Genomic DNA, 21593 nt, shown 5'->3' with positions numbered 1-21593 from the left:
TGCTTCATGGGACAGCGTCAATGTGGTAGTTCCTGTTTATAACGCCGAATTACTTCAGACAAGTGACTATCTTCAACCAACCTATCCAAATATCCGATCAACAACAAACTTCCCACGAAAATAAACTCGCTGAATACTCTCTATATCCGTGATTTCTAGTCCAGGGATGCCGTCCGCTACTAAAAAGTTAGCATCCATGCCTATTTGTAACTTTCCAAACTGGTCCCCTTTTCCTAAAATAGATGCCGGGTTTGCGGTCAACAATGCCAGTGTTTGATTTTCATCATACCCGTTTCTTTGTAATAGTTTCATTCCGGGTTGGGCAATCAGCATGAAAACATCCGGTCCCTGTAATGCTTGTGTTTTAAATGGCAGCCAATCGACTTCGGGGTAAGGTGGTAAATAGGCGTCGGTTGCGATGGAGACATCGATATTATTCTCTACTAACTTAACTATATTTTCTGGTGAGTTCGGTTCTAAATGTGTTCCGCCCATTGGAGTTGCGACGATTTTTGAGCCTTGTGATTTTGCTTTTGCAATCTGTTCATCGGTAATACCATGTGCATGATGCAGAACGTCGACACCTGCATCCAGTGTCATATCAATTGCTTTTTCACCGGCAACATGCACACCGATTTCCTTCCCTTGTTGGTGGAAAATCCCGACTATTTCTTTCAGTTCGTCAAGGGTGTAGATGATTTCTCCTGCCCGTGGAACATCAATTGCTGTAAAATTTGCTGGTGTTGCATTAACAAATAGATTCTCACCCGGGTAATCATTCCTGCTTGCCATATCCTTTATTAGTTGTGGATTGGATAAATCCGATTGACTGACACTTTTTGCCCCGGTGATCGATGTGAAGTGAGCTAATTCGCTAAACCCAATCGAGATACTCGTTGCGGCAAACGTTATATCCATTGGAAAATCTTTCACAGCATTCCGATAATCGTTAATCGAAAAAACGCTTTTGGGATGCCCACATATCTGTTCACCAAGTGCGGTTATGCCGGAAGTTAAGGCGTGTAACAGTAGTGATTTACCTGCCATAAAATGGGTTTCGGCTGTAATCGTGTAAAGAGAACCCGGCGCGAATTCCAAAAGATGTGTATGACAATCGACCAAAGACGGTGTGACCACCAAATCGGAATAATCCATGACACGAAGGGAAGGGAATTGTTGATGGAGTGTGTCCCAATCTCCAACCGCCTCAATCATTCCATCTCTAACCACCATTGCCCCATCATAAATGGTGCCTAGACTGCTTACGGTTACTAATTTACCCGCACGAATGACATAAACATTATCCATGAATTAAGCCCCCACCAAGAAAGGAGTTAGGAAATACCCAAGTAAACATGCAGTCGCAATTCGGATGATCATTCCGACCAATGCAGCGTAAATGACTTCTTTTTCATGCAAGTCAGATGCTTCCGCCCAGATGGCAGGTGTTTGGCCAACAATGACGTAGATTGGCAGGCCGGAGTTTGCCAGGACAAAGCCGCCGACAATTAATGCCGGGTCAATCGTAGCTGCCAATTCAGCCATTTGTGCTACCGCTAATGTTGGCGCAACCAGAAATGAGACAATTCCTGTGTCGGGTTCAATGCTAAGGATGGTAAAAAGGCTTGCCATGCTTCCTTCAATTGGAGCCCAAACCCCAGAGAATTTCAGAATTCCGATTAAAATAAATACGACAGTGACAGCTGGGATAATCACTAACAACAGTAAACTTGTTCCTTCTTTGGCAGAGGAAAAGATGGTATTTAAAAATGTCGTTTTTGGTGTAAACCTTGGTAATTCATTAAGGGTAACTTTTTTCGTATCGCGGTAAATGGTTTTTGATAATAGGAAAGGTACAACAATTAAAGGTGCAAAAATGGATAAAATAATGAGTGGAAACGCATTTATCCCAAAAACGGATAAAGCAATGAGTCCTAATACAAAAGTTGCGAATGATTGCGGTGATTGAATCATAGTTGCCACCGCTATCTTTTGTTCGGCTTTCGTGGCCTTTGCTTTCACAAGGATAGGACCCGCAATTTTACCAGCTGCGTTGATATCGCCAAGAATATTATAAGCACTTGGAATAACAACGGCCGGATTTACCTTGAACAACTGCAAAATCGGAACAATAAGCCGGATTAACCCATCCGTAAAGCCAAGGCGCTCTAATACACGTCCCACAATAACACTGACAATGACAGCAATCCCAACTTCACTCGTTAAAAAAGTGTCCACAACAACTGGTTTTACCTCTTTGATAATGGTATCAAAAAGCTTAGAAAGTGAGTCAGGCGCAAAGAAAAGCAGGACAAGTGAGATGATAACAATGGAAACACCAATTATTTCATAAAGATGCCACTTCGATCGATTCTGAGGAACTTCTGAATCACTTTTTTCTTCATCAGCCATGGAGCATACCTCCTATACGTTTAGACGTTTTGGTATAGGCTATGTTCATGGGGGGAATGTGTGTATGGCTATGTGGGGTTGGATGTGATTGACGCCGATGATTTTTTTGTTTTGTATTTCTGTCTAGGAAGCATGAGAATTGTCCCGTGATTCTAATAATGTATTTCGAGGCGATTTTCAAATTGAGTATCCCTAAGCCACGCAACAAACATTGATTTGAATAGGTTTCAAATGTATGATTAAGGTGGTATGATAATGTGTTTGTATACCGAGATCTTTTTGAATGATTATTGATTGTGCAAGGATAAATTCTGGAAGACAAAAATCTTGCTGGGCAAGTACCCGATTTGAAAGGATTTTAGTGGGTGTTTAGTTTATAAGGAAATGCGAAATAAAATGCATTTTGGAGAAGTTTGAGTAACAGTTGATTTAGGAAAATAAAAAGTATCATGCAGATGCAACGGGAAAAGATAAAATCACTTATGATGAGATTGTGAAAAATCTATTGTCGGGGATAAGTGTGATGGATATTCGTCGAAAAACTAATATTGTAAGAAGTACGATTTATTCAATTAAAAAAGAGCTAGAATTTGACGAAAAGGGGATAAGCTAATGGTTGCAAATTTTCAAGATAAAGTAAGTTTTATATGGTCGATTGCTGATATATTAAGAGGTCCATACCGTCCAGAAAATTATGGGGATGTTATTTTGCCAATGGCCGTATTAAGACGATTTGATGCAGTCTTGGCAGATACAAAAGAAATTGTTTTAAAAGAGAATGAAAAATATCAATCATTACCAGAGTCCACAAAGGATGAAATATTAAATCGTAAAGCTAAACAAGGCTTTAATAATACGAGTCAATTTGATCTGGAAAAGTTATTAACCGATCCAGACAATATTGCGGATAACCTGCGGGATTATATTCAAGGCTTCTCGAGCTCAGCACGTGAAATTTTAAATCAATTCAATTTCGACAATGAGATAGACAAAATGGATGATAATAACCTGCTATATCTTGTTATAAAACGCTTCTCGGAAATTGACTTGCACCCATCTGTCGTTTCGAATATGGAAATGGGATACATTTTCGAAGAGCTTATTCGACGTTTCTCTGAACATGCAGAGGCGGGTGACCATTATACACCGCGTGAAGTGATTCGTTTGATGGTACATTTGTTGTTCTTTGAAGATGACCCTATCCTAAATACACCAAGTGTCACGCAAACACTTTATGACAGTTGTGCTGGTACGGGTGGCATGGGTACGGTAGCTGAAGAATATATTAAAGAGCAAAACCCATCCGCACATTTGGAGTTTTTTGCACAGGAAATCAACGGGGAGTCGTATGCGATATCAAAAGCAGACATGCTTATTAAAGGGCATGATGCTCGCAATATTAAATTGGGAAATACATTGTCAAATGACCAATTTAAAGATGCTAAGTTTGACTATATGATTACGAATCCGCCATATGGAGTCGAATGGAAACCAGCAAAAAATGTGGTGGAAGCAGAACATGAAGACTTTGGGTTTAGCGGCCGCTTTGGTGCCGGATTGCCCCGAATCGGGGATGGACAGCTATTATTCTTGCAGCATCTTGTCTCGAAAATGAAACCTGTTACAGAAGACAATCCAAATGGTTCACGTGTAGCTATTATTATGAATGGTTCTCCTCTATTTACAGGAGATGCCGGAAGTGGTGAAAGTGAGATTCGTAAATATTTATTTGAAAATGACCTTGTAGAAGGGATTATTGCACTGCCAGATGAACTGTTTTATAACACAGGTATTTCAACATATATATGGATTTTAACGAATCATAAAGCAACCTATCGTCGTGGCAAAGTGAGGCTCGTGAATGCAGTTGATTATTTTTCAAAAATGCGGAAGAGCCTGGGGAATAAGCGGAATGAAATCACAGAAGAACAAATCAATGCGATTGTACAGTTGTATGGTCAAACTTCCGATGATGAGAACGTGAAAATTTTTGATAATGAGGAGTTTGGATATTATCGCGTCACAGTGGAAAGGCCGCTTCGCCTAAACTTCCAAATAACAGAGGAACGAATAAATCGGTTAGACGATGAACGGGCATTTCAAAACTTGGCCAAGTCCCGGAAAAAAGGCGAAGCAAAGGAAGTAGAAATAGCACATGGCAAAGAACAGCAAGAAACAATTAAGCGTGTTTTAATGGATATGCAAAGTGATTTCGCGTATGCAAACCGAGAAGCTTTTATTGATTTAATCAAAGAAGCATTTAAAGACACGGATGTTAATTTACGCGCACCGCTGATAAAAGCAATTTGGACGGCTTTATCTGAACGTGATGAAACAGCGGAACCTTGTATGAAGAGCAAAAACAAAGTGGAAGCAGATTCGGAATTAAGGGATACAGAAATTATTCCACTCTCGGAAAATATCGAGGACTACTTTGAACGTGAAGTTTTACCACACGTGCCGGAGGCATGGATTGGTGAAGATAAGACACGTATTGGTTATGAGATTCCTTTTACACGTTATTTTTATAAATATACAAAACTACGTCCGTCAAGTGAAATTAAGGCAGAGATTGAAGAACTGGAAAAAAGTATTGTTGAGAAGTTGAAGAAGGTGATGGAATGATATCACAAGAAATATGGCCAAAGAAAAAAATCAAACGTATTTTAAATATAAAGAATGGGGGGACACCTAAAAGTAGCGAACCCAGTTACTGGGAACCAGGGGAAATAGTATGGATTACACCTGAAGATCTAAGTTCAGGTCATTCAAAAATAAATACTTCAAAGAGAAAAATTAGTTACGAGGGATTGAATAATTCATCAGCAAATTTAGTGAAACGAGGAAGTATAGTTTTATCAACTAGAGCACCAATTGGAAACATAAAAATTGTGACTTCCCCTTTTGCAACAAATCAAGGATGTAAGAGTTTAGAAAGAAATAATGACATAGATATTCGTTACTTTTACTACTATTTAAGTATAAACAAAGAGTATTTAAATCAGTTAGGTAGAGGAACTACTTTCCTTGAACTATCAAACGAATCATTAAAAAATATTGAATTAAAGCTACCCTCACTACCAGAACAAGTATCTATTAGTAACTATTTGGACAAAAAAACCTCCGAAATCGATGCACTTATTGCGGATAAAGAAAAACTTATTTCTTTGCTGGAGGAAAAACGTCAAGCTGTGATTACAGAAACGGTCACAAAAGGATTTGATCCAAATGTCAAAATGAAGGATTCCGGTATTGAATGGATTGGGGAAATACCGGAGTATTGGGAAGTAATTAGACTAAAGTTTCTTGTGAATAATAAAACACATAAAAAGAAAAAAGAGTTAGAATTACCTTATGTTGGTTTGGAAAATATAGAAAGTAATAATGAAACTATATTAAGTAAAATAAGTAGCAATGAAGTGGAAAGTGAATCTTTACTTTTTGATGAAGGCGATGTTCTTTTTGGTAAGTTACGTCCATATCTTAAAAAAGCAACAAGGGTAGACTTCCATGGTTGCTGCTCGTCCGAATTTTTAGTGTTAGCTTCCGATAATTCCTTGATATTGTCTAGTCTTTTATCAAAATTATTATTATCTAATGATTTCATTGAATATGTAAACTCATCTACTTATGGTGCAAAGATGCCTAGAGCTTCATGGGAATTTATGAGTAATGTCTATGTGCCATTGATTCCGATAAGAGAACAAAAGGTAATAATTGAAAAGCTAAACAGTTTTTCAAACGGCATATTTAACTCTATAAAGGCGTTAAAAAAGTCAATTCATCAACTAAAAGAATACCGTGAATCCTTAATCTACGAAGCGGTCACAGGCAAGATAGATTTACGAGATTATAAACAAGAAACGGATTCTTTAGTAGCGGAAAGAGGTGTAACATATGGCAATTGATTACACAGAAGAAGGTTTAGAAGCGAACATTGAAAGAAGCTTACTCGAGTCTGGTTACAGACAACGTCGATTGGAAGGAGAAGCATTGAAAGCTTTTCAAGAACACGCGATTGACGTGGAAATGCTTTTTGAATTTCTGCAGAAAACACAGTCGAAAAAAATGGAACGATTAAAAACAATTTATGGAGCCAAATTTGAAAAACGTTTTTTACATCGCTTAGAACAGGAGCTAAATCGTCGTGGTGTGATTGACTGTATTCGGCATGGAATCAAGGACCGCGGTGTTTCACTCCGACTTGTTTACAATAAGCCGCCAAGTAAGTTAAATAAAATGCTTATCGAAAACTATGAAAGCAATATTTTTACGGTGAGCCGACAAGTTTATTACAGCAGTACGCATAACAACAGTTTGGATACTGTGCTTTTTATAAATGGGCTGCCTGTCGTTATTATGGAATTAAAGAATCAGTTCACGGGTCAAACAGTGGAACATGCCAAACTTCAATTTCAAAAAGATCGTGATCCTAAGGAACTTCTGTTTCAGCCTAAAAAACGAGTTGCTGTTTATTTTGCTGTCGATACCGATGAAGTGTGGATGACAACCATGCTCAATAAAGAACAGACATTCTTTTTGCCATTTAACCGTGGCAATCAAGGCGGGAAAGGGAACCCTGTTATTTATAATAATTACCGTACGTCCTACCTTTGGAACTCTGTTTTACAAAGAGACAGTTTGCTGGATATCTTGTTCCGTTTTGTCTATATCGAGAAAAAAGATGTGAAAGATGCGACAGGAAAAGTGATAGATGAAAAGAAAATAGTTATTTTTCCACGTTATCATCAGTTAGATGTCGTACGTAAAGTCGAACAAGATGTGCAAGAGAACTATGTTGGAAACAACTATCTTGTGCAACATTCCGCTGGTAGTGGAAAGACGAATAGTATTTCCTGGCTTTCCCATCGTTTGGCAAAAGTACATGATGAGAACAATGAGGCAATATTTGATAGTATCATTGTCATCACAGATCGCCGAGTGCTGGATAAACAACTTCAGGATGCAATTTATCAATTGGAACATGAAGCGGGTGTTGTCCAGAAAATTGATGAAGATTCCAATCAACTAGCAGAGGCTATCCAAAATAAAACGCGAATCATCATTACAACCCTGCAGAAGTTTCCTTTTATTATTGAAAAAGTTGGCGAGTTTGCCCGCGGAAAATATGGGATTATTATTGATGAAGCACACAGTTCGCAAGGCGGAAAAGCTTCTACAGCGATGACTAGTATTTTATCTGATAAATCACTAGAGGATGCGTATGAGGCTGACAAGGTGATGGAAGAAGAATTGAACGATACGGAAGAAAAGATTGTTGAAACGATTGAAAAAAGCGGAAAACAAAATAATATCTCGTTCTTCGCTTTTACCGCGACACCAAAGCCAAAAACAATCGAAAAGTTTGGCACACCTAATGCAGATGGTATACCTGAGCCTTTTCATGTCTATTCGATGAGACAAGCCATTGAAGAAGGTTTCATTTTGGATGTATTGCAGAATTACGTTACTTATGAAACGTTTTATAAAGTAGAAAAGAGTATTCATGAAGACCCGGAAGTTGCAAAACGAAAGGCTGCAAAGGAAATTGCCCGTTTTGTTTCTTTACACCCGCATAGTATTGCACAAAAAACAGCAATTATCGTTGAGCACTATAGGCAGGTGACACAACACAAGATTGATGGAAAAGCAAAAGCAATGTTGGTTACACGCAGTCGATTACATGCTGTTCGTTATAAACGGGCGTTTGATGATTATATTAAAAAACAAAACTATGATGATTTAAAAACACTTGTCGCATTCTCTGGTACGGTTGATGATGATGGTGTTCCATATACGGAAGCCGAAATGAACGTAATAAATGAAGCGGAACTTCCCGATAAATTTTCAACAGATGAATATCAAGTGTTAATTGTTGCTGAAAAATACCAAACAGGTTTTGATGAACCATTGTTACACACGATGTATGTGGACAAGCCTTTAAGCGGGATTAAAGCAGTGCAAACATTATCACGCCTAAACAGGACATGCAGAGGAAAAGGAGATACCTTTGTACTTGATTTTGTCAATGAGCCCGAAACAATTCAAAATGCTTTTCAAGATTATTATGAAGTAACAGGATTAAATGATGTAACAGACCCAAACATTTTATACGATTTAGAATATGAACTTGGGACAATGCAAGTATATACAGAGTCTGAAATCAACGCAGTAAGCAATCTAGAATTTAACGGGAAGTTAAAAAATAAACAAGCACAAGCTAGATTAAATCCAATCATTGATCAAGCTGTTGATCGATTCAAGAATGAATTAGAAGAAGAAGAGCAAGATCAATTTAAAAGTCTTGCAACAAAATTCATTCGAACATATGCATTTGTGCTGCAAATAGGTCCATTCACAGATGTGGTGCTGCATAAACTGTATGTGTATTTGAACTACATGTTAAGGAAATTACCTAAAAAGCCGAATGAACGTTTATATTTAGCAGATGATGTTGCCCTAGAATATTACCGGAATGAAAAAGTATTCGAAGGAAGCATTGGATTAGAACAACAAGGGCAAGTGAACTTAGACGGGCAACAACACGGTGGTAGTGCCAGCAACCCTGAGGAAGAAAAAGAGAAGTTGTCATCTATAATTGAACGGATGAATGAACGATTTGGTACAGAATTTGACCCACAAGATAAACTATCCCGAGATCAATTAGTGGAAGACATGGTGCAGGATGAAGACTTACAAGAAAGGGCAAAAAATAATTCAATGGATAACTTTGCATTTACGTTTGAGGATCGTTTTATGGACTTCCTGATTGATCGAATGACAGATAGGAACTTCTTCCAGAAGATGATGGAGAATGAGGAGCAGCGTGCATTTTTGATGAATGAGATGAAGGAAGAGGTTTATTGGCGGTTAAGGGAACAGTGAAGAAGGACCTCCACTCACTCTTCAGTGGCATCGAATATGGTGTGGTTTTGAAGAAACAGACTTTTACTTCGGCAAAATTAAAGGGGAGGATAAAATGAAATTAAAAAATATTAAAATAAATAATTTCCGTAACTTTAAGGAAGTAAGTTTGGACTTGGATAATAAAAATATTATTTTTGGAAGAAATGATTTTGGAAAAACAAATTTTTTATATGCACTTCGCTTTTTGTTTGATCCAACCGTTAGAAAAAATGGCTTTCAAATAACTGATTATCATAAACGGAATATTGATGAAAAAATTATAATTCAAGTTGAATTAGATATAAGTGAACAATGTGACGATAATGAATTTATTAGAGCAAGGGTGAAGGGAGCAACCTCTTTTTCAGAAGATACATTAATAATCCAGATTGAAGGTGAATTTGATCAAGAGAAACAAATAGGAAATCCAGTATTAAAATGGGGTGGCGCAATTGATGAGATGTCACTTATTACACAAAAGGGTATTATATCTTCCTTGGATAATATATTCGAAGTAATATACGTTAGTCCAAATATATCCCCAACTGAATTGTTTAAAAAGCACAGAACACTATTGTATAAAGAAACAAAAACAGATAATACAGACAAAATCAATAGGGCAATAGAATTTTTAAATACAGTTATAAGTCAGGACAGTAGAGTTCAGCATGTTAATAGTCAATTAACTGAGAAATATAAAGAAATTAGGAGTGAAAGTGTACAAATAAAATTACAATCGGAACATGAGGTAAGTGGAATATTTAATCATTTAACACCGTATATTCATGATGAAAATCCGGCAGTAGAAGAATTTCTATATCCAACAGCTGGAGACGGTAGACAAAAGATTTTAGCATATGCACTTACAAATTTAATTGAGGAACTAAAAATTGAAGAAAAAGCGGATAAAAGAATATCTATTTTTCTAATGGAAGAAATCGAAAATAGTTTACACCCAACTATGCAACAAATTATATCACGTAATTTATTTTACAAAAATAAGGATTTATACCCGTATTTATTTGTTACTACACATTCGGAACATATGTTTACATATGCGGATGAAGTAAAGTTAATACGAATATACAAAGATAAAGAAGGATTTGTGCAAAATAACTCAGTATTTTTTTTAGTGCCTGAAGAATATAAGGGTACTAGAAAAATATTCAATGAAAAATTAGCAGAGGCATTATTTTTCGATAGAGTGTTGTTAGTAGAAGGTATGTCTGAAAAAATCCTTTTTGAGTACATTATTGAAAAAATGATTTATGAGGTCGGATGTATAGATTTTAATGTAGTTGAAGAAATAAAAGTATTAAGTATAGAAGGAATAGGTTTTGAAAGTTACATTAGAATTTTAAATGAACTAGGGATAACGGCATTAATAAAAACTGATAATGACATTAAAAAAATTAATAATGAAAACAAAGTTACATTACTTGGGATAAGAAGATGTCAAAAAATGAACGCCATGATTAACGGTGTAAGTAATGATAAATATGGCTTAGCTGAACCATATCAGTATTGCACAGGCTTGAATTATGAATCTATCAGTGATCGAAATAAAGTAAAACATGAGGTATATACAACATATAAAAGTGAAATAGAAAAATGGGCAGATAATGGAATATACTTGTCAGAAATAGAACTTGAAGAAGATTTATATGCCGCACTACCTGAAGATCATATACATAAACTTCCCTTTAGTAATTTTATTACTCATTTACAAGACGCAAAAAAGAAAAATATGAATGAATACGTTAATAATTACTTAACTACGGATATAGCTAAAACAATTTTTTATGATGATCGGTTTAATTGTCTGAAAAAATTAGTTGAGGTTGACGAGTATGATTATTGATCAAAATACAAGAGACGAAATATTAGCTAGTAATCATCCACATTACTTAATATCGGCAAGTGCAGGTTCCGGGAAAACAACGATTTTAGTTGAAAAGGCTTTCGCTATGATAGAAAAGAAACTAATCCAACCATATCAACAAATAGCCATGATAACATTCACTAGATTGGCCACAAGACAAATTAAGGATAAGGTAAAAGAGTTGCTTCCTATGGAAAGTACTGATAACAAACATTATTTGAAGGCGATTAAGGTTATAACTACTGAATCTTTTATTTTATCTGAAGTAATAAAGCCTTTCATAAGAGATGCTTTTGGAAAAGAGTTTCCAAGCGGGGAGGACTTCGTTCAAAATTATAATAATATTTATAAATTTGATGACTTCGATAAAGGGTTATTGCAAATGAAGGGACAAAATGTGATTGGAAGTTATAGGGATAATAATAAGAATTTTACATATCAATTAGGTTTAGAGATTTTAAAAAAGTCCTTAAATGCACAAAGATATTTGAAAGCGCGTTTTCAGGTTGTTATGGTCGATGAATATCAAGATGTAGATTATGATATGCATCATTTGTATATGTATTTAAAAGATGAATTAAAAATTCGTTTAGTTATTGTTGGAGATTTAAAGCAAATGTTGTATGGCTTCCGAGGTGCTGATGCAGAAATCATGAAAAGTTTAGAAGATGATTATGAATTTAATAATTATCGTTTAATCCATAACTTCAGATCCCATTTATCAATTGTAAATTATAGCTATCAATTTTTTGAACAAAGCCTTGATATACCCCATGAAGAGAATAGAATTAGGTATTATTCGAATTTAGACGTTTTGAAAAATATTAATATGTTTATAAGTGAACCAAGCACAAAAGACGATGCCTTTGTCTATTTATTTGCTAGGAGAAATCAGTGGGGTAGAGAAAGAACTTATTGGGAAAACAAGGGTTTTGTTTTTATAGACAAGACTCCCCTAAATTCGAGTTATCCAAATTATGAAGTGTTGGAGCCGGTTTTAAAATTATATTTTGATTCCAGTCATTATAATATTTATAGTATGTTGGACGATTTGGATGTTGAAATTAAGAGTTCAACGGTTCGTAAAGCTGAACTTCTTCAAGAAAATCTAAATATCGACACAATAAAGGCGCTGAAACAAATTGAAGAAATAACGGACAGGAATCTCTTGGAGGTAGAAAAACAAAACTTTTTTGAAACCCTAGATAAACAGTATAGTGTAAATTTTATAGCTGAAAAACCTAAGAAGCTAGCACTAACTATACATAGTGCAAAAGGATTGGAATTTGAACATGTTTTTATAAATGCGGATTCGTTTTTTGATTTCCATAATAATTTTGCTAAACAAAATCATTATGTTGCAATTACTAGAGCTAAGGAAAGTTTGCATATTGTAAAGAATGGGTTATATGAATCGGTACTGAATGGATTAGGTATTAATAATTCAATTTAAATGGTTGCTCGCTATTTGATGTTGGGAGCATAACCAACAGATAGAATCGAAGTCGGTTTGACACGGAGCTTCTGCGGGCATGATTCACGGGCCAAGGCGCCAATATCAAAGGATATTGGCTCACACATAATACGTTATCATGCCTGCCTCTCTGTATAAAACCTTAAAAATAGTAACAAAGCAGAGACATTGCCTCCTCATCTGTATGAACGATTTTGTAATGACACAAATTTAAGCTTTTTCTTTTCCGATAATCGAGGTGACGAACGAAGTGATCTTATTTTAAAAGTGTTTGCCGAACGATAAGGATAATTTTATTTTTGACTTGCTTTATTAAATGACAATTATCATATGTTACTATTCGTATCACTATATTGAAAACATTAATTTGAAGGAGTTTTACATTGGATGGACTAAAACTGGGCTGGATCGATTACTCCAGTGAGCACAGGGATAAGGTGATGGCGGTCCTGGATGCACTTACTGCTCCGGGGGCAGTGGATGAACTTGGTATTGGCCGGATACGGGATGGGTTTGCTGATATTCTTTTCCCGGGTACATCGACCATCCAGACGAGAGCGAAGTATTTTTTGATTGTGCCATATTTACTGATGGAACTAGAAAAGGAAAGGTATGCAAAACCTGAAGAACTGTTGGAGAAACTTGGGGATGAAGAGGTTTCCTTAATTGAAACACTTAATCAGGAAGGGGAAGACGGTGTGATTGGCGGACGGGCTGGAACAAGGCTTAAACGGAAGCCTTCAGAGATTTACTGGAATGGTCTAAGGACATATGAAATTTTTCGCTATCCATCACTTTCACTGATGAATTATGCTAAAGCGTTGTTTCGGATGAAACGTAATAAAGAGTTAGTGAATACGTACGGTAATGAGGAACTGGATGATCTGGGTGATAATGATGGTGCATATTTCGGGACCTTCTGGCAGTGTATTTTGCCCGAATCAGACTGGAAGAACAATCTTACCATGGATCTTAGATATGATGAGGCGCAATTTTTAAAAACCCGAATTACTTCGGCAGACAAGTCCAAAGATAGTTTATTATCCTATTTGCTACAGATGGATCACAGGGAATGGAAAGATATTGAGAGTTTTGAGGCATTGGATTCAATTATTCCGGAAAGTGGCAAATTGCGAGACGATTATGATCAGGCAAATAAATTCAGTAAGTTTCTACATGGAGCACATATCCGTTATAACCTGATTGCCTCCAATGGGCAAAGTGAAACTGCTGTGAAAAAATGGACCAACTGGATTAACAGTGATTTTGTTAAATATGAATTTGCCACATTTCCATTTAAAAAAATTCTTCACAGGCTTTCTATCCATAACTATCCGTTGTTCCGTTTTCTGCGTGAATGGCAGGAAGCGGTTGTTGCTGGGCATAATAATGCGATGGATGAGTTAATAATCGGTCGGGAAATTGAACTTAAGACAAAAGACAGGGCAAAATTACACAATTCCAAAATGTACAGCTATAAAGAGGGAGACTGGATCGGGAATGACCGGCTGCAATATCGTTTCCCGGATTCAAAAATAATTATGGAAGACATCGCTACAGGTTTGGAGGGTAAATATGCTGAAGCCAGATGAAGATAGGCTAAACTACTCTGAACTATTGACACCTCCTGTTGGTTATGTGGTTGAATTTGCAGTGGGGACGACATATTCTCTTGATTTAGAGGCCTTGGTTGGTGTTCCATTGGCCTTAGGGTTGTCAGAAGAGATGGATCAAACGATGATGGAAGACCCGGTATACGTACTCGAGGGATTACGAAAAAGTGCGGAGAAATTTGCGATTTTTTGTGAAGGTGGACAAATAAAGGTGCCACGGAAAAACAATTCACTTTTTGCCTTGATGGAAAACAGTGTATTTGAAATATCCTTGGAGAATGGAAAATCATTTCATCCCAAGTTATGGCTGATTAAATATCGGAATGAGGAGCAGGAGGAACTATACAGGCTACTTGTTCTGACGCGTAACATGACATTTGACCGGAGCTGGGACATTGCCATTGCGCTTGAAGGAAAAAAGGTATATCAACCAACTGATAAAAACCGTCCATTGGCTGACTTTCTGCAGTTTCTTACTGAGTTTTCAACAAGTCAAGATAAGACCGAGCAAATAAATCAGCTTATTTCAGAACTGGATTATGTACAGTTTAACCCTGTTTTAAATCAATACGCTGATTTTGAATTTTGTCCAATTGGAATCGATGGATATGAGGAAGAATCGTCAGGTGTATTTGACAGTTTTCATAAACTAATTGTTATGTCGCCGTTTATAAGTGGGGCGACTATCAAGGAACTCCATAAGAAAACCTTGACGGAATCAAAACATAACGTGCCTGAACGGGTATTGATTACAAGGAAAACTGAACTCCATAAGCTAACACCTGAACTCATGCATGATTTTATCGTTTATACGTTAAAAGATTCAGTGGTTGACGGAGAAAGTGCGATAAGTGAAGAAGATGAGTCTGGTGAAATGGCACAGCTTCAGGATATACATGCCAAATTGTATGCTAAATCCAAGTATAATCATCATGTTATATATGTAGGCTCGGCTAATTGTTCACGTAATGCATTTCATGGCAATGTTGAGTTTTTATTACAGCTGAACTACCGGAAGCGTGGGTTTCAGATTATGAATCTGTTGGATGATCTTTTCGGGGAGGATGACGATAATCCTTTTGAACGGGTTGAAGAAATTCCGGAGCAAGCAGTTGAAGAATCCGATATATTGGAACAACTTCAACAAGGGATTAAGTCACTTTGCAGATCGCAGCTGCATGCAACAGTAACACAAAATGACAATACATACACCGTAGAAATAACACTTGGAGATTTTCACGGAAATGAAGATATTGAATTTACAATAGGTCCTTTGCTTAGTACAGCAACCGCAACACTGCAACAGTCAACAATAATTAATGGATTGAACATACTTGAACTTGGACATTTTTATAAAGTTCGGGTGGAGAAAGAAGGTGAATCCATTGAGCGGGTTATCAAAATTGATACCACTGGTTTGCCTGTGGAACGAGAACATGAAATTTTTCGTTCAATCGTTAAGAACTCGTATACATTTTTAAAATATATAGCTTTTCTATTGGCAGATGACTTTCTAATGGCAGCTATAGAAAATAAAGATAAGCAAAATTTCGGGCTGGATTCCTGGGACGTGCAGGAAAGTGATACTCCAGTAATTTATGAAAATATGTTAAAAACTGCAGCGCATTCACCGGAAAAATTGGAGGATATTGAAAGCGTGATTCGCATGATTGATGATGACTCGATTGTTCCTCCAGAATTTAATCAGTTGTACCAGACATTTATTCAGGCGGCAAAGAAGGTGAAACGATGATTGATTTATATCATAAGGAAAAGGAAATATTGGCTGGTTTAAAAGATTTTCAGCGGGCAACAGTTGAACGCGTACATCAGCTGTTCACAACTAATTATTCCAGGGTTCTCGTTGCAGATGAAGTCGGCCTTGGCAAGACGATGGTTGCAAAAGGAGTAATTGCTAAAACTGCCCGTTATCATCAGGAACAGAATGATAACTTGTTTAAAGTTGTTTATGTATGTTCCAACCAGAATATTGCTTCCCAAAACCTTAGTAAGTTAAGAATTGATCATCGAGTTACCTTGGATGGGCTTTCAGATACGCGCCTATCCATGCAGCATCTTAAGATTTTTGAAGATGAATACAGTGAAGCAGTACAGGAAAATTATATTCAGCTTATCCCGTTAACACCTTCCACCTCATTTAAAATGACCCAGGGGTGTGGCAGTGTCAGGGAAAGGGCGTTGATTTTTGCGATATTGAAGCGTCATGGATTTTTTGAACCTTACTTAAAAGAATTGGAAATAATGATGACTGATTCTGCTTATAAAGGTTGGGCTGTTTGGAATGAAGAATATAACAAAAGAGTCAGGGAATGTGATGAAAAATCGGCTGGTGCCTACTTAGAGACGATGCATACGAAAATCGATCAATTTTTTTCGGAAAATCCAGGATTTCAACGAGAATTTAGTGATGTCTGTGACATATTAAAAAAACAAGGTGATCCTGAAAAGCGGGTAGAAGGTCAGACGCAGGTCATTCAAAAGCTGCGGAAGATGATGGCAGAAGCAAGTGTTGATTTAATTGATGCCGACCTTGTAATTATGGATGAATTTCAACGCTTTCCGGAACTGATTAACGCGGAACGTGAAAGTGAAACAGCTATGCTGGCAAGTAAATTTTTTAACAATCCAAAGATGGATAATTCTCAGGTGAAAATTCTGTTGTTGTCTGCTACTCCATACAAACCATACTCAACACTGGAAGAAATATCCGAATCTGGAACCGACGAACATTATAAAGAATTTATGCAGGTTACTGACTTCCTGTTTGAAAAGCACCCACAGCATAAACAAGAGTTCCGGCGTGTATGGGATGATTATTCAACATCTCTAAGTGAAGTTTCGACACAGGATTTTGCGATGATTCTGGCCAAAAAGCAGGTTGCTGAAGACAGTCTTTATAAAGGAATTGCCAGAACAGAACGTGTTTTGGAAGAAGGTAATACAGATGTCAGTAATGAATCAATCGATAAAACAACATTACAAATAACGGAAGATGATGTGGCGTCCTATATAGAAATGGACAAGTTATTACAGCGGGTTGGTTTAAAGGATAGTGTTCCAGTTGAATATGTAAAGTCTGCGCCGTTTTTAATGTCGTTTATGGATCATTACAAACTGAAAGATAAAATAATGAATGAAGTAAGCAGGAACCCGGTAAACAATGCATCGCTTAAAAATCCGCTTTTGTGGGTTAATCGAAAAACGATAGGAAAGTACGGAAAGTTACGGGAAACGAATGCCAGAATGAAAAAGCTGAAAGAAATTGCACTAGCCGACGGTGCGGAACGGTTGATGTGGATTCCTCCTTCACTGCCATACTATGAGTTTGAGGGGTGCTACAAAGGGATGAGCTCCTTTTCAAAGGTACTCGTTTTTTCCGGCTGGGAAATGGTTCCACGCTCCATTGCGACACTTCTGTCTTATGAAGCGGAGCGGAAAACAGTTGGTGAATTGGTACAGAGAACACCGAAGAAAAAACGGTCCAAGGCTTATAACTATTTTGCCGAACAACGCTATCCGCGTCCAAGATTGAATTTTAGAATTAAAAATAATGCACCTGCCAACATGAATCACTTAACACTTTTATATCCATCTGTGACACTGGCGAAGCTTTTTGATCCAGTTGATATATTAAACCGCGGGTTGTCATTGGAAGCAATTAAGGCTGAGATTAAAGATAAACTGTCCAGTCTGCTGGGTGGGTTGTCCTATGAGTCCAAGGCTAATGAAACGCGCCGTGATGAACGCTGGTATTATATAGCTCCATTGTTATTTGATTTAGATGAACCAGTCATTCAAAACTGGTTTGAACAAGAAAATTTGCTATCGGTGGAAGATGAAGGTGAACAGGGGAATGAGGATGATCTTGCCGGAATTGCTCAGCATTTTGAAGAGCTTCGGGAGATGTATTATCAGGATTCACCGCCAGTACTGGGCAGGCAGCCAGATGACTTATTGGATGTGCTTACTGCAATGGTATTAGGTTCACCGGCAATTTGTGCTTTGCGTTTAATGGCAAATGTCCAAAGCGAAAATTTGCCTTATGCTATTAAACTCGGGAAAACAATCATTGATCGTTTTAATATACAGGAAATGATTTCAATAGTTGAATTAGAATATGCCAAAGATGCCCACTGGAAAGGAGTTCTTAAATATTGCGTGGATGGAAATTTCCAGGCAATGCTTGATGAATACGCCCATATGCTTCTTGAAGAAGGCGGTTTGAACAGAATGGAGGCGAAAGAGCGGAATGAACGTCTATTGAATGTGATGACGACTGCATTAAAGTCCCACTCTGCCAGTTTAAATGTTGACACGTATCAATCATTTCAAAAACGTGCGTCAAGCGGTGAATCTGGAAAGGACGATACATCCATTAAAATGCGGACTAATTTCGCAGTAGGGTTTTATGATAAACGGAATGCAGATAAATCTAAAAACCGTAAAGATAATGTCAGGTTAGCTTTTAATTCACCATTTCGTCCATTTGTTCTGGCAACGACCTCCATCGGTCAGGAGGGGCTGGATTTTCATTATTATTGCAGAAAAATCATGCATTGGAATTTGCCATCGAATCCGATTGACCTGGAACAGCGGGATGGCAGAATTAACCGTTATAAATGCCATGCGATCAGGCAGAATATCGCCAATCGTTATGGAAACATTTTTTTTAATAAAGAAATATGGAATGAGATGTTCACACAGGCAAACGAGGTGGAGCGAGATGATAACACATCAGAACTTGTGCCATTTTGGTCATTGCCAGGAAAAGATGGAGAAGGTATTGAACGCGTTTTTCCTTTATATCCACTCAGCCGTGATGGGGCAAAGTATAGAAGGTTAATGAAGGTGCTGACACTGTACCGGTTAAGCCTTGGCCAAGCACGGCAGGGTGATTTGCTGGATCAATTGCTGAGTAATGGTATAGGAGAAGAACAATTGAAGGAGTTATTTATGAATCTAAGCCCATTTGCGAAGAGGAAAGAGATGAAGGAAATCGGTGTTTAAATAACTTTGACAGTTTATAATTTATTATTGAATGTATTTACATTATCACATAACAATAATTCTTCTTTCATTAACGCTTATGGTATCCTTCAAATCTGGAAAGACGATTGGGCACCAGCTGCACACCATTAAGGGAATCATTCCCTTAATGGTGTGAGGCAGGTCAGACCAAATTTTGACTACCGGTTATTTACGATTACCCCCACATAGCTCCTTAACTATAGAGACAATTATGAATATTAGAAGTACAATTCAAACATTCTAAATACTAAGATGTAATGGTGGGTAGAGGCATAATATTAATCCGGAAAAATGTTTCTTGGCAAGATTTTATGTAGTAATAAATCACTTATTTTCACAATCGTTATAAACGGATATTCTTTTTCCTTATAATTTCTAAATATACCGGCTCCCGCTGCTTCATTTATCATATTGCGCGTGGGGGGATTAAGGGTGACAAACACTCCCGTTGCAGCGTTTTCACGTTCTACTACCGCATTTAGTTCCCTAATATCCTTTACGCTCACTTTTCCGCTTTTAATTTGTATGATAGACTTTTTAAATTTGCCACCATCTCCATCGTAAAAAAAGCGAATACCATCTATCCCACCGTCAGGACCTTTTTTTATAGAATTGAAATCATCCTTATAGTTAATTCCCAGTAAGGATAATGACCAAATTTGGAATTGAAAACGGCTGTTTTCAGCTAGTTGCTTTGCACCTTCAATGTCTATGGGTTCACCGGCAATTTCGTAATTGTTTGCCATACCAAACTCCTTATCTAGTCGGTCCTTTATCGTTGTTATGGCAATATGGGTTATATCAATTCCAATCCAATTTCGTTCAAGGTTCTGGGCAGACACGATTGCTGTCCCACACCCACAAAAAGGATCCAAAATCACATCACCTTTATTGGAGGAACTTTTAATAATACGGTTAAGCAACGCAAGAGGTTTTTGGGTGGGGTATCCAACTCTTTCCTTCGCCATAGGAGGTAATGCAGGAATATCCCACCAATCTTCCGGTACTTTTCCCTTTTCATTCGGGATATAGGTTTTACCGTTGGAATTCGTTACCCCCTTTCCGCTGGTTTGATAGCCTCCCGTTCCCTTGTATGGTACTCTAACTTCATCTATATTGAAAGTATAGTCTCTGCCTTTGGAATAAAAGAAGATGATATCGTGTTTCTTAGCAAAATTGCGTTTTCCTCTCCCACCTTGTCTGTAGCACCAAATAATTTCGTTTTGAAAGTTTTTAAATCCAAAAACCGCGTCTATTAACATCTTCAAATAATGTGAAGCGGAAGGGTCGCAATGTAAAAATAATACGCCATTAGTTTTTAACACCCTATACATTTCGAGCAATCTGGGAGCCATCATAGTCAAGTATGCCATCATTTGATTTGTCCCAAGTAGCTGACGCATGGAAATTAAAAAATTAGATACTAGATTGTTATGATAATAGTTTATTGTTTCAGCAAATGACTTTTCCACATCGCTGTTCCAATACCATGTATCTTCAAACACTTCAATTTGAGCAGTTGATTTGGCCCCATCAGGGTATGTGAAGATTTGATTATAATCTCTGTTACTGTTAAACGGAGGGTCCAGATATATCAAATCAACAGAATCACTTTTTATATGAGTTTTTAAAACAAAGAGGTTATCTCCAAAATACAGCATATTTTTATGTGCCTTTATCATATGCATCACTCCTTATGTGAACAAGTTATGCATATGTTAGCTTGTACTATTACGGATGTTTTTGAGGAACCGGAAGAAGCGCTGGGGCGTTTTTTGCTTTTCTATAATTTATCTGGCATGTTATTACAAGAAGCATGGGGAGCTTACAAACCATCTTCCGGTCCAGGATACGATCCAAAATTCAACCCACCCCACCTAACCCAGATCCCCCCTCTTCAACATACTCAATCAAATCCCCCGGCTGACAATCTAATGTTTTACATAGCGCATCAAGCGTCGCAAAATGGATTGCTTTTCTTTTTTCATTTTTGAGGATTGATAAATTGGCTGGTGTTATTCCTACTATTACGGACAGTTTGTTTAATGACATTTTGCGCTCTGCCATCATACATCAAGTTTTATTCTAATCATTGATAATCGCCTATTCCATCGTTATATTGTCTGCCTGTTTTCCTCCATGTATGGACAGCGGTTTTCAACCCCAGTGCAAAATCAATAAGTACAATTCCACAAAGCCTCTTTCCAGTATAAACATGCAGAACAACCCATCCACCAATACAAAAACCAATAATAAT

Annotated in this window: 12 protein-coding genes and 1 pseudogene; 9 read left to right on the top strand and 4 right to left on the bottom strand. The window is 37.3% G+C overall.

Annotation, left to right across the window (positions count from 1 at the left end; all coding sequences use genetic code 11):
* Nucleotides 1–81: 81 nt before the first annotated feature.
* Nucleotides 82–1308, bottom strand: coding sequence for an amidohydrolase family protein (locus ABD010_RS13245; protein ID WP_343813936.1), 1227 nt, complete (start codon nucleotides 1306–1308; stop codon nucleotides 82–84).
* 3 nt (nucleotides 1309–1311) lie between these two features.
* Nucleotides 1312–2412 (bottom strand): hypothetical protein, encoded by a 1101-nt coding sequence (locus tag ABD010_RS13240; RefSeq protein ID WP_343813933.1) that lies wholly within the window; start codon nucleotides 2410–2412, stop codon nucleotides 1312–1314.
* Nucleotides 2413–3024: 612 nt separating this feature from the next.
* On the opposite strand from ABD010_RS13240, the gene ABD010_RS13235 reads away from it, so the two are divergent.
* The 9 genes and pseudogenes from ABD010_RS13235 (at nucleotide 3025) to ABD010_RS13200 (ending at nucleotide 19315) form a co-directional block, all read left to right on the top strand.
* Entirely contained in the window at nucleotides 3025–5037 is a 2013-nt protein-coding gene (locus ABD010_RS13235; protein ID WP_343813930.1) for a type I restriction-modification system subunit M, read from the top strand.
* On the top strand, nucleotides 5034–6320 hold the full coding sequence (locus ABD010_RS13230) for a restriction endonuclease subunit S (protein ID WP_343813927.1): 1287 nt from the start codon (nucleotides 5034–5036) through the stop codon (nucleotides 6318–6320). The genes ABD010_RS13235 and ABD010_RS13230 overlap by 4 nt, the downstream gene beginning before the upstream one ends.
* Complete coding sequence (locus ABD010_RS13225; RefSeq protein ID WP_343813924.1) at nucleotides 6310–9297, top strand: type I restriction endonuclease subunit R; 2988 nt, start codon at nucleotides 6310–6312, stop codon at nucleotides 9295–9297. The genes ABD010_RS13230 and ABD010_RS13225 overlap by 11 nt, the downstream gene beginning before the upstream one ends.
* 94 nt (nucleotides 9298–9391) lie before the next feature.
* On the top strand, nucleotides 9392–11179 hold the full coding sequence (locus tag ABD010_RS13220) for an ATP-dependent nuclease (RefSeq protein ID WP_343813921.1): 1788 nt from the start codon (nucleotides 9392–9394) through the stop codon (nucleotides 11177–11179).
* Nucleotides 11169–12653: a UvrD-helicase domain-containing protein gene (locus tag ABD010_RS13215; protein ID WP_343813920.1), complete on the top strand. Its 1485-nt coding sequence runs from the start codon at nucleotides 11169–11171 to the stop codon at nucleotides 12651–12653. The genes ABD010_RS13220 and ABD010_RS13215 overlap by 11 nt, the downstream gene beginning before the upstream one ends.
* 177 nt (nucleotides 12654–12830) lie before the next feature.
* Nucleotides 12831–12959, top strand: a pseudogene (locus tag ABD010_RS18385) (DUF6037 family protein); the annotation flags it as partial.
* A 98-nt stretch (nucleotides 12960–13057) separates the two neighbouring features.
* Nucleotides 13058–14266, top strand: a complete 1209-nt coding sequence (locus tag ABD010_RS13210; RefSeq protein ID WP_343813918.1) for a DUF6361 family protein — start codon at nucleotides 13058–13060, stop codon at nucleotides 14264–14266.
* Nucleotides 14250–16040 carry a hypothetical protein gene (locus tag ABD010_RS13205; protein WP_343813915.1) on the top strand — a complete coding sequence of 597 codons (1791 nt, stop codon included), beginning with the start codon at nucleotides 14250–14252 and terminating at the stop codon, nucleotides 16038–16040. Before ABD010_RS13210 ends, ABD010_RS13205 begins: the two co-directional genes overlap by 17 nt.
* Nucleotides 16037–19315, top strand: coding sequence for a DEAD/DEAH box-containing ATP-dependent helicase (locus ABD010_RS13200; protein ID WP_343813911.1), 3279 nt, complete (start codon nucleotides 16037–16039; stop codon nucleotides 19313–19315). The genes ABD010_RS13205 and ABD010_RS13200 overlap by 4 nt, the downstream gene beginning before the upstream one ends.
* A gap of 299 nt (nucleotides 19316–19614) precedes the next feature.
* On the opposite strand, the gene ABD010_RS13195 is transcribed toward ABD010_RS13200, so the two are convergent.
* Nucleotides 19615–21018 carry a DNA methyltransferase gene (locus ABD010_RS13195; protein ID WP_343813909.1) on the bottom strand — a complete coding sequence of 468 codons (1404 nt, stop codon included), beginning with the start codon at nucleotides 21016–21018 and terminating at the stop codon, nucleotides 19615–19617.
* Between the two features lie 181 nt (nucleotides 21019–21199).
* Entirely contained in the window at nucleotides 21200–21406 is a 207-nt protein-coding gene (locus tag ABD010_RS13190) for a helix-turn-helix domain-containing protein (protein WP_343813907.1), read from the bottom strand.
* Nucleotides 21407–21593 lie beyond the last annotated feature (187 nt).

This window comes from Virgibacillus siamensis (genome assembly GCF_039522605.1).
Classification (GTDB): Bacteria; Bacillota; Bacilli; order Bacillales; family Amphibacillaceae; genus Lentibacillus; species Lentibacillus siamensis.
This window is presented reverse-complemented; position numbering and strand designations above follow the sequence as displayed.

Coding starts and splice junctions, on each gene's coding strand:
- ABD010_RS13200 (WP_343813911.1), top strand. CDS start 16,037: ATGATTGATTTATATCATAAGGAAAAGGAAATATTGGCTGGTTTAAAA.
- ABD010_RS13225 (WP_343813924.1), top strand. CDS start 6,310: ATGGCAATTGATTACACAGAAGAAGGTTTAGAAGCGAACATTGAAAGA.
- ABD010_RS13240 (WP_343813933.1), bottom strand. CDS start 2,412: ATGGCTGATGAAGAAAAAAGTGATTCAGAAGTTCCTCAGAATCGATCG.
- ABD010_RS13190 (WP_343813907.1), bottom strand. CDS start 21,406: ATGATGGCAGAGCGCAAAATGTCATTAAACAAACTGTCCGTAATAGTA.
- ABD010_RS13195 (WP_343813909.1), bottom strand. CDS start 21,018: ATGATAAAGGCACATAAAAATATGCTGTATTTTGGAGATAACCTCTTT.
- ABD010_RS13245 (WP_343813936.1), bottom strand. CDS start 1,308: ATGGATAATGTTTATGTCATTCGTGCGGGTAAATTAGTAACCGTAAGC.
- ABD010_RS13235 (WP_343813930.1), top strand. CDS start 3,025: ATGGTTGCAAATTTTCAAGATAAAGTAAGTTTTATATGGTCGATTGCT.
- ABD010_RS13220 (WP_343813921.1), top strand. CDS start 9,392: ATGAAATTAAAAAATATTAAAATAAATAATTTCCGTAACTTTAAGGAA.
- ABD010_RS13230 (WP_343813927.1), top strand. CDS start 5,034: ATGATATCACAAGAAATATGGCCAAAGAAAAAAATCAAACGTATTTTA.
- ABD010_RS13205 (WP_343813915.1), top strand. CDS start 14,250: ATGCTGAAGCCAGATGAAGATAGGCTAAACTACTCTGAACTATTGACA.
- ABD010_RS13215 (WP_343813920.1), top strand. CDS start 11,169: ATGATTATTGATCAAAATACAAGAGACGAAATATTAGCTAGTAATCAT.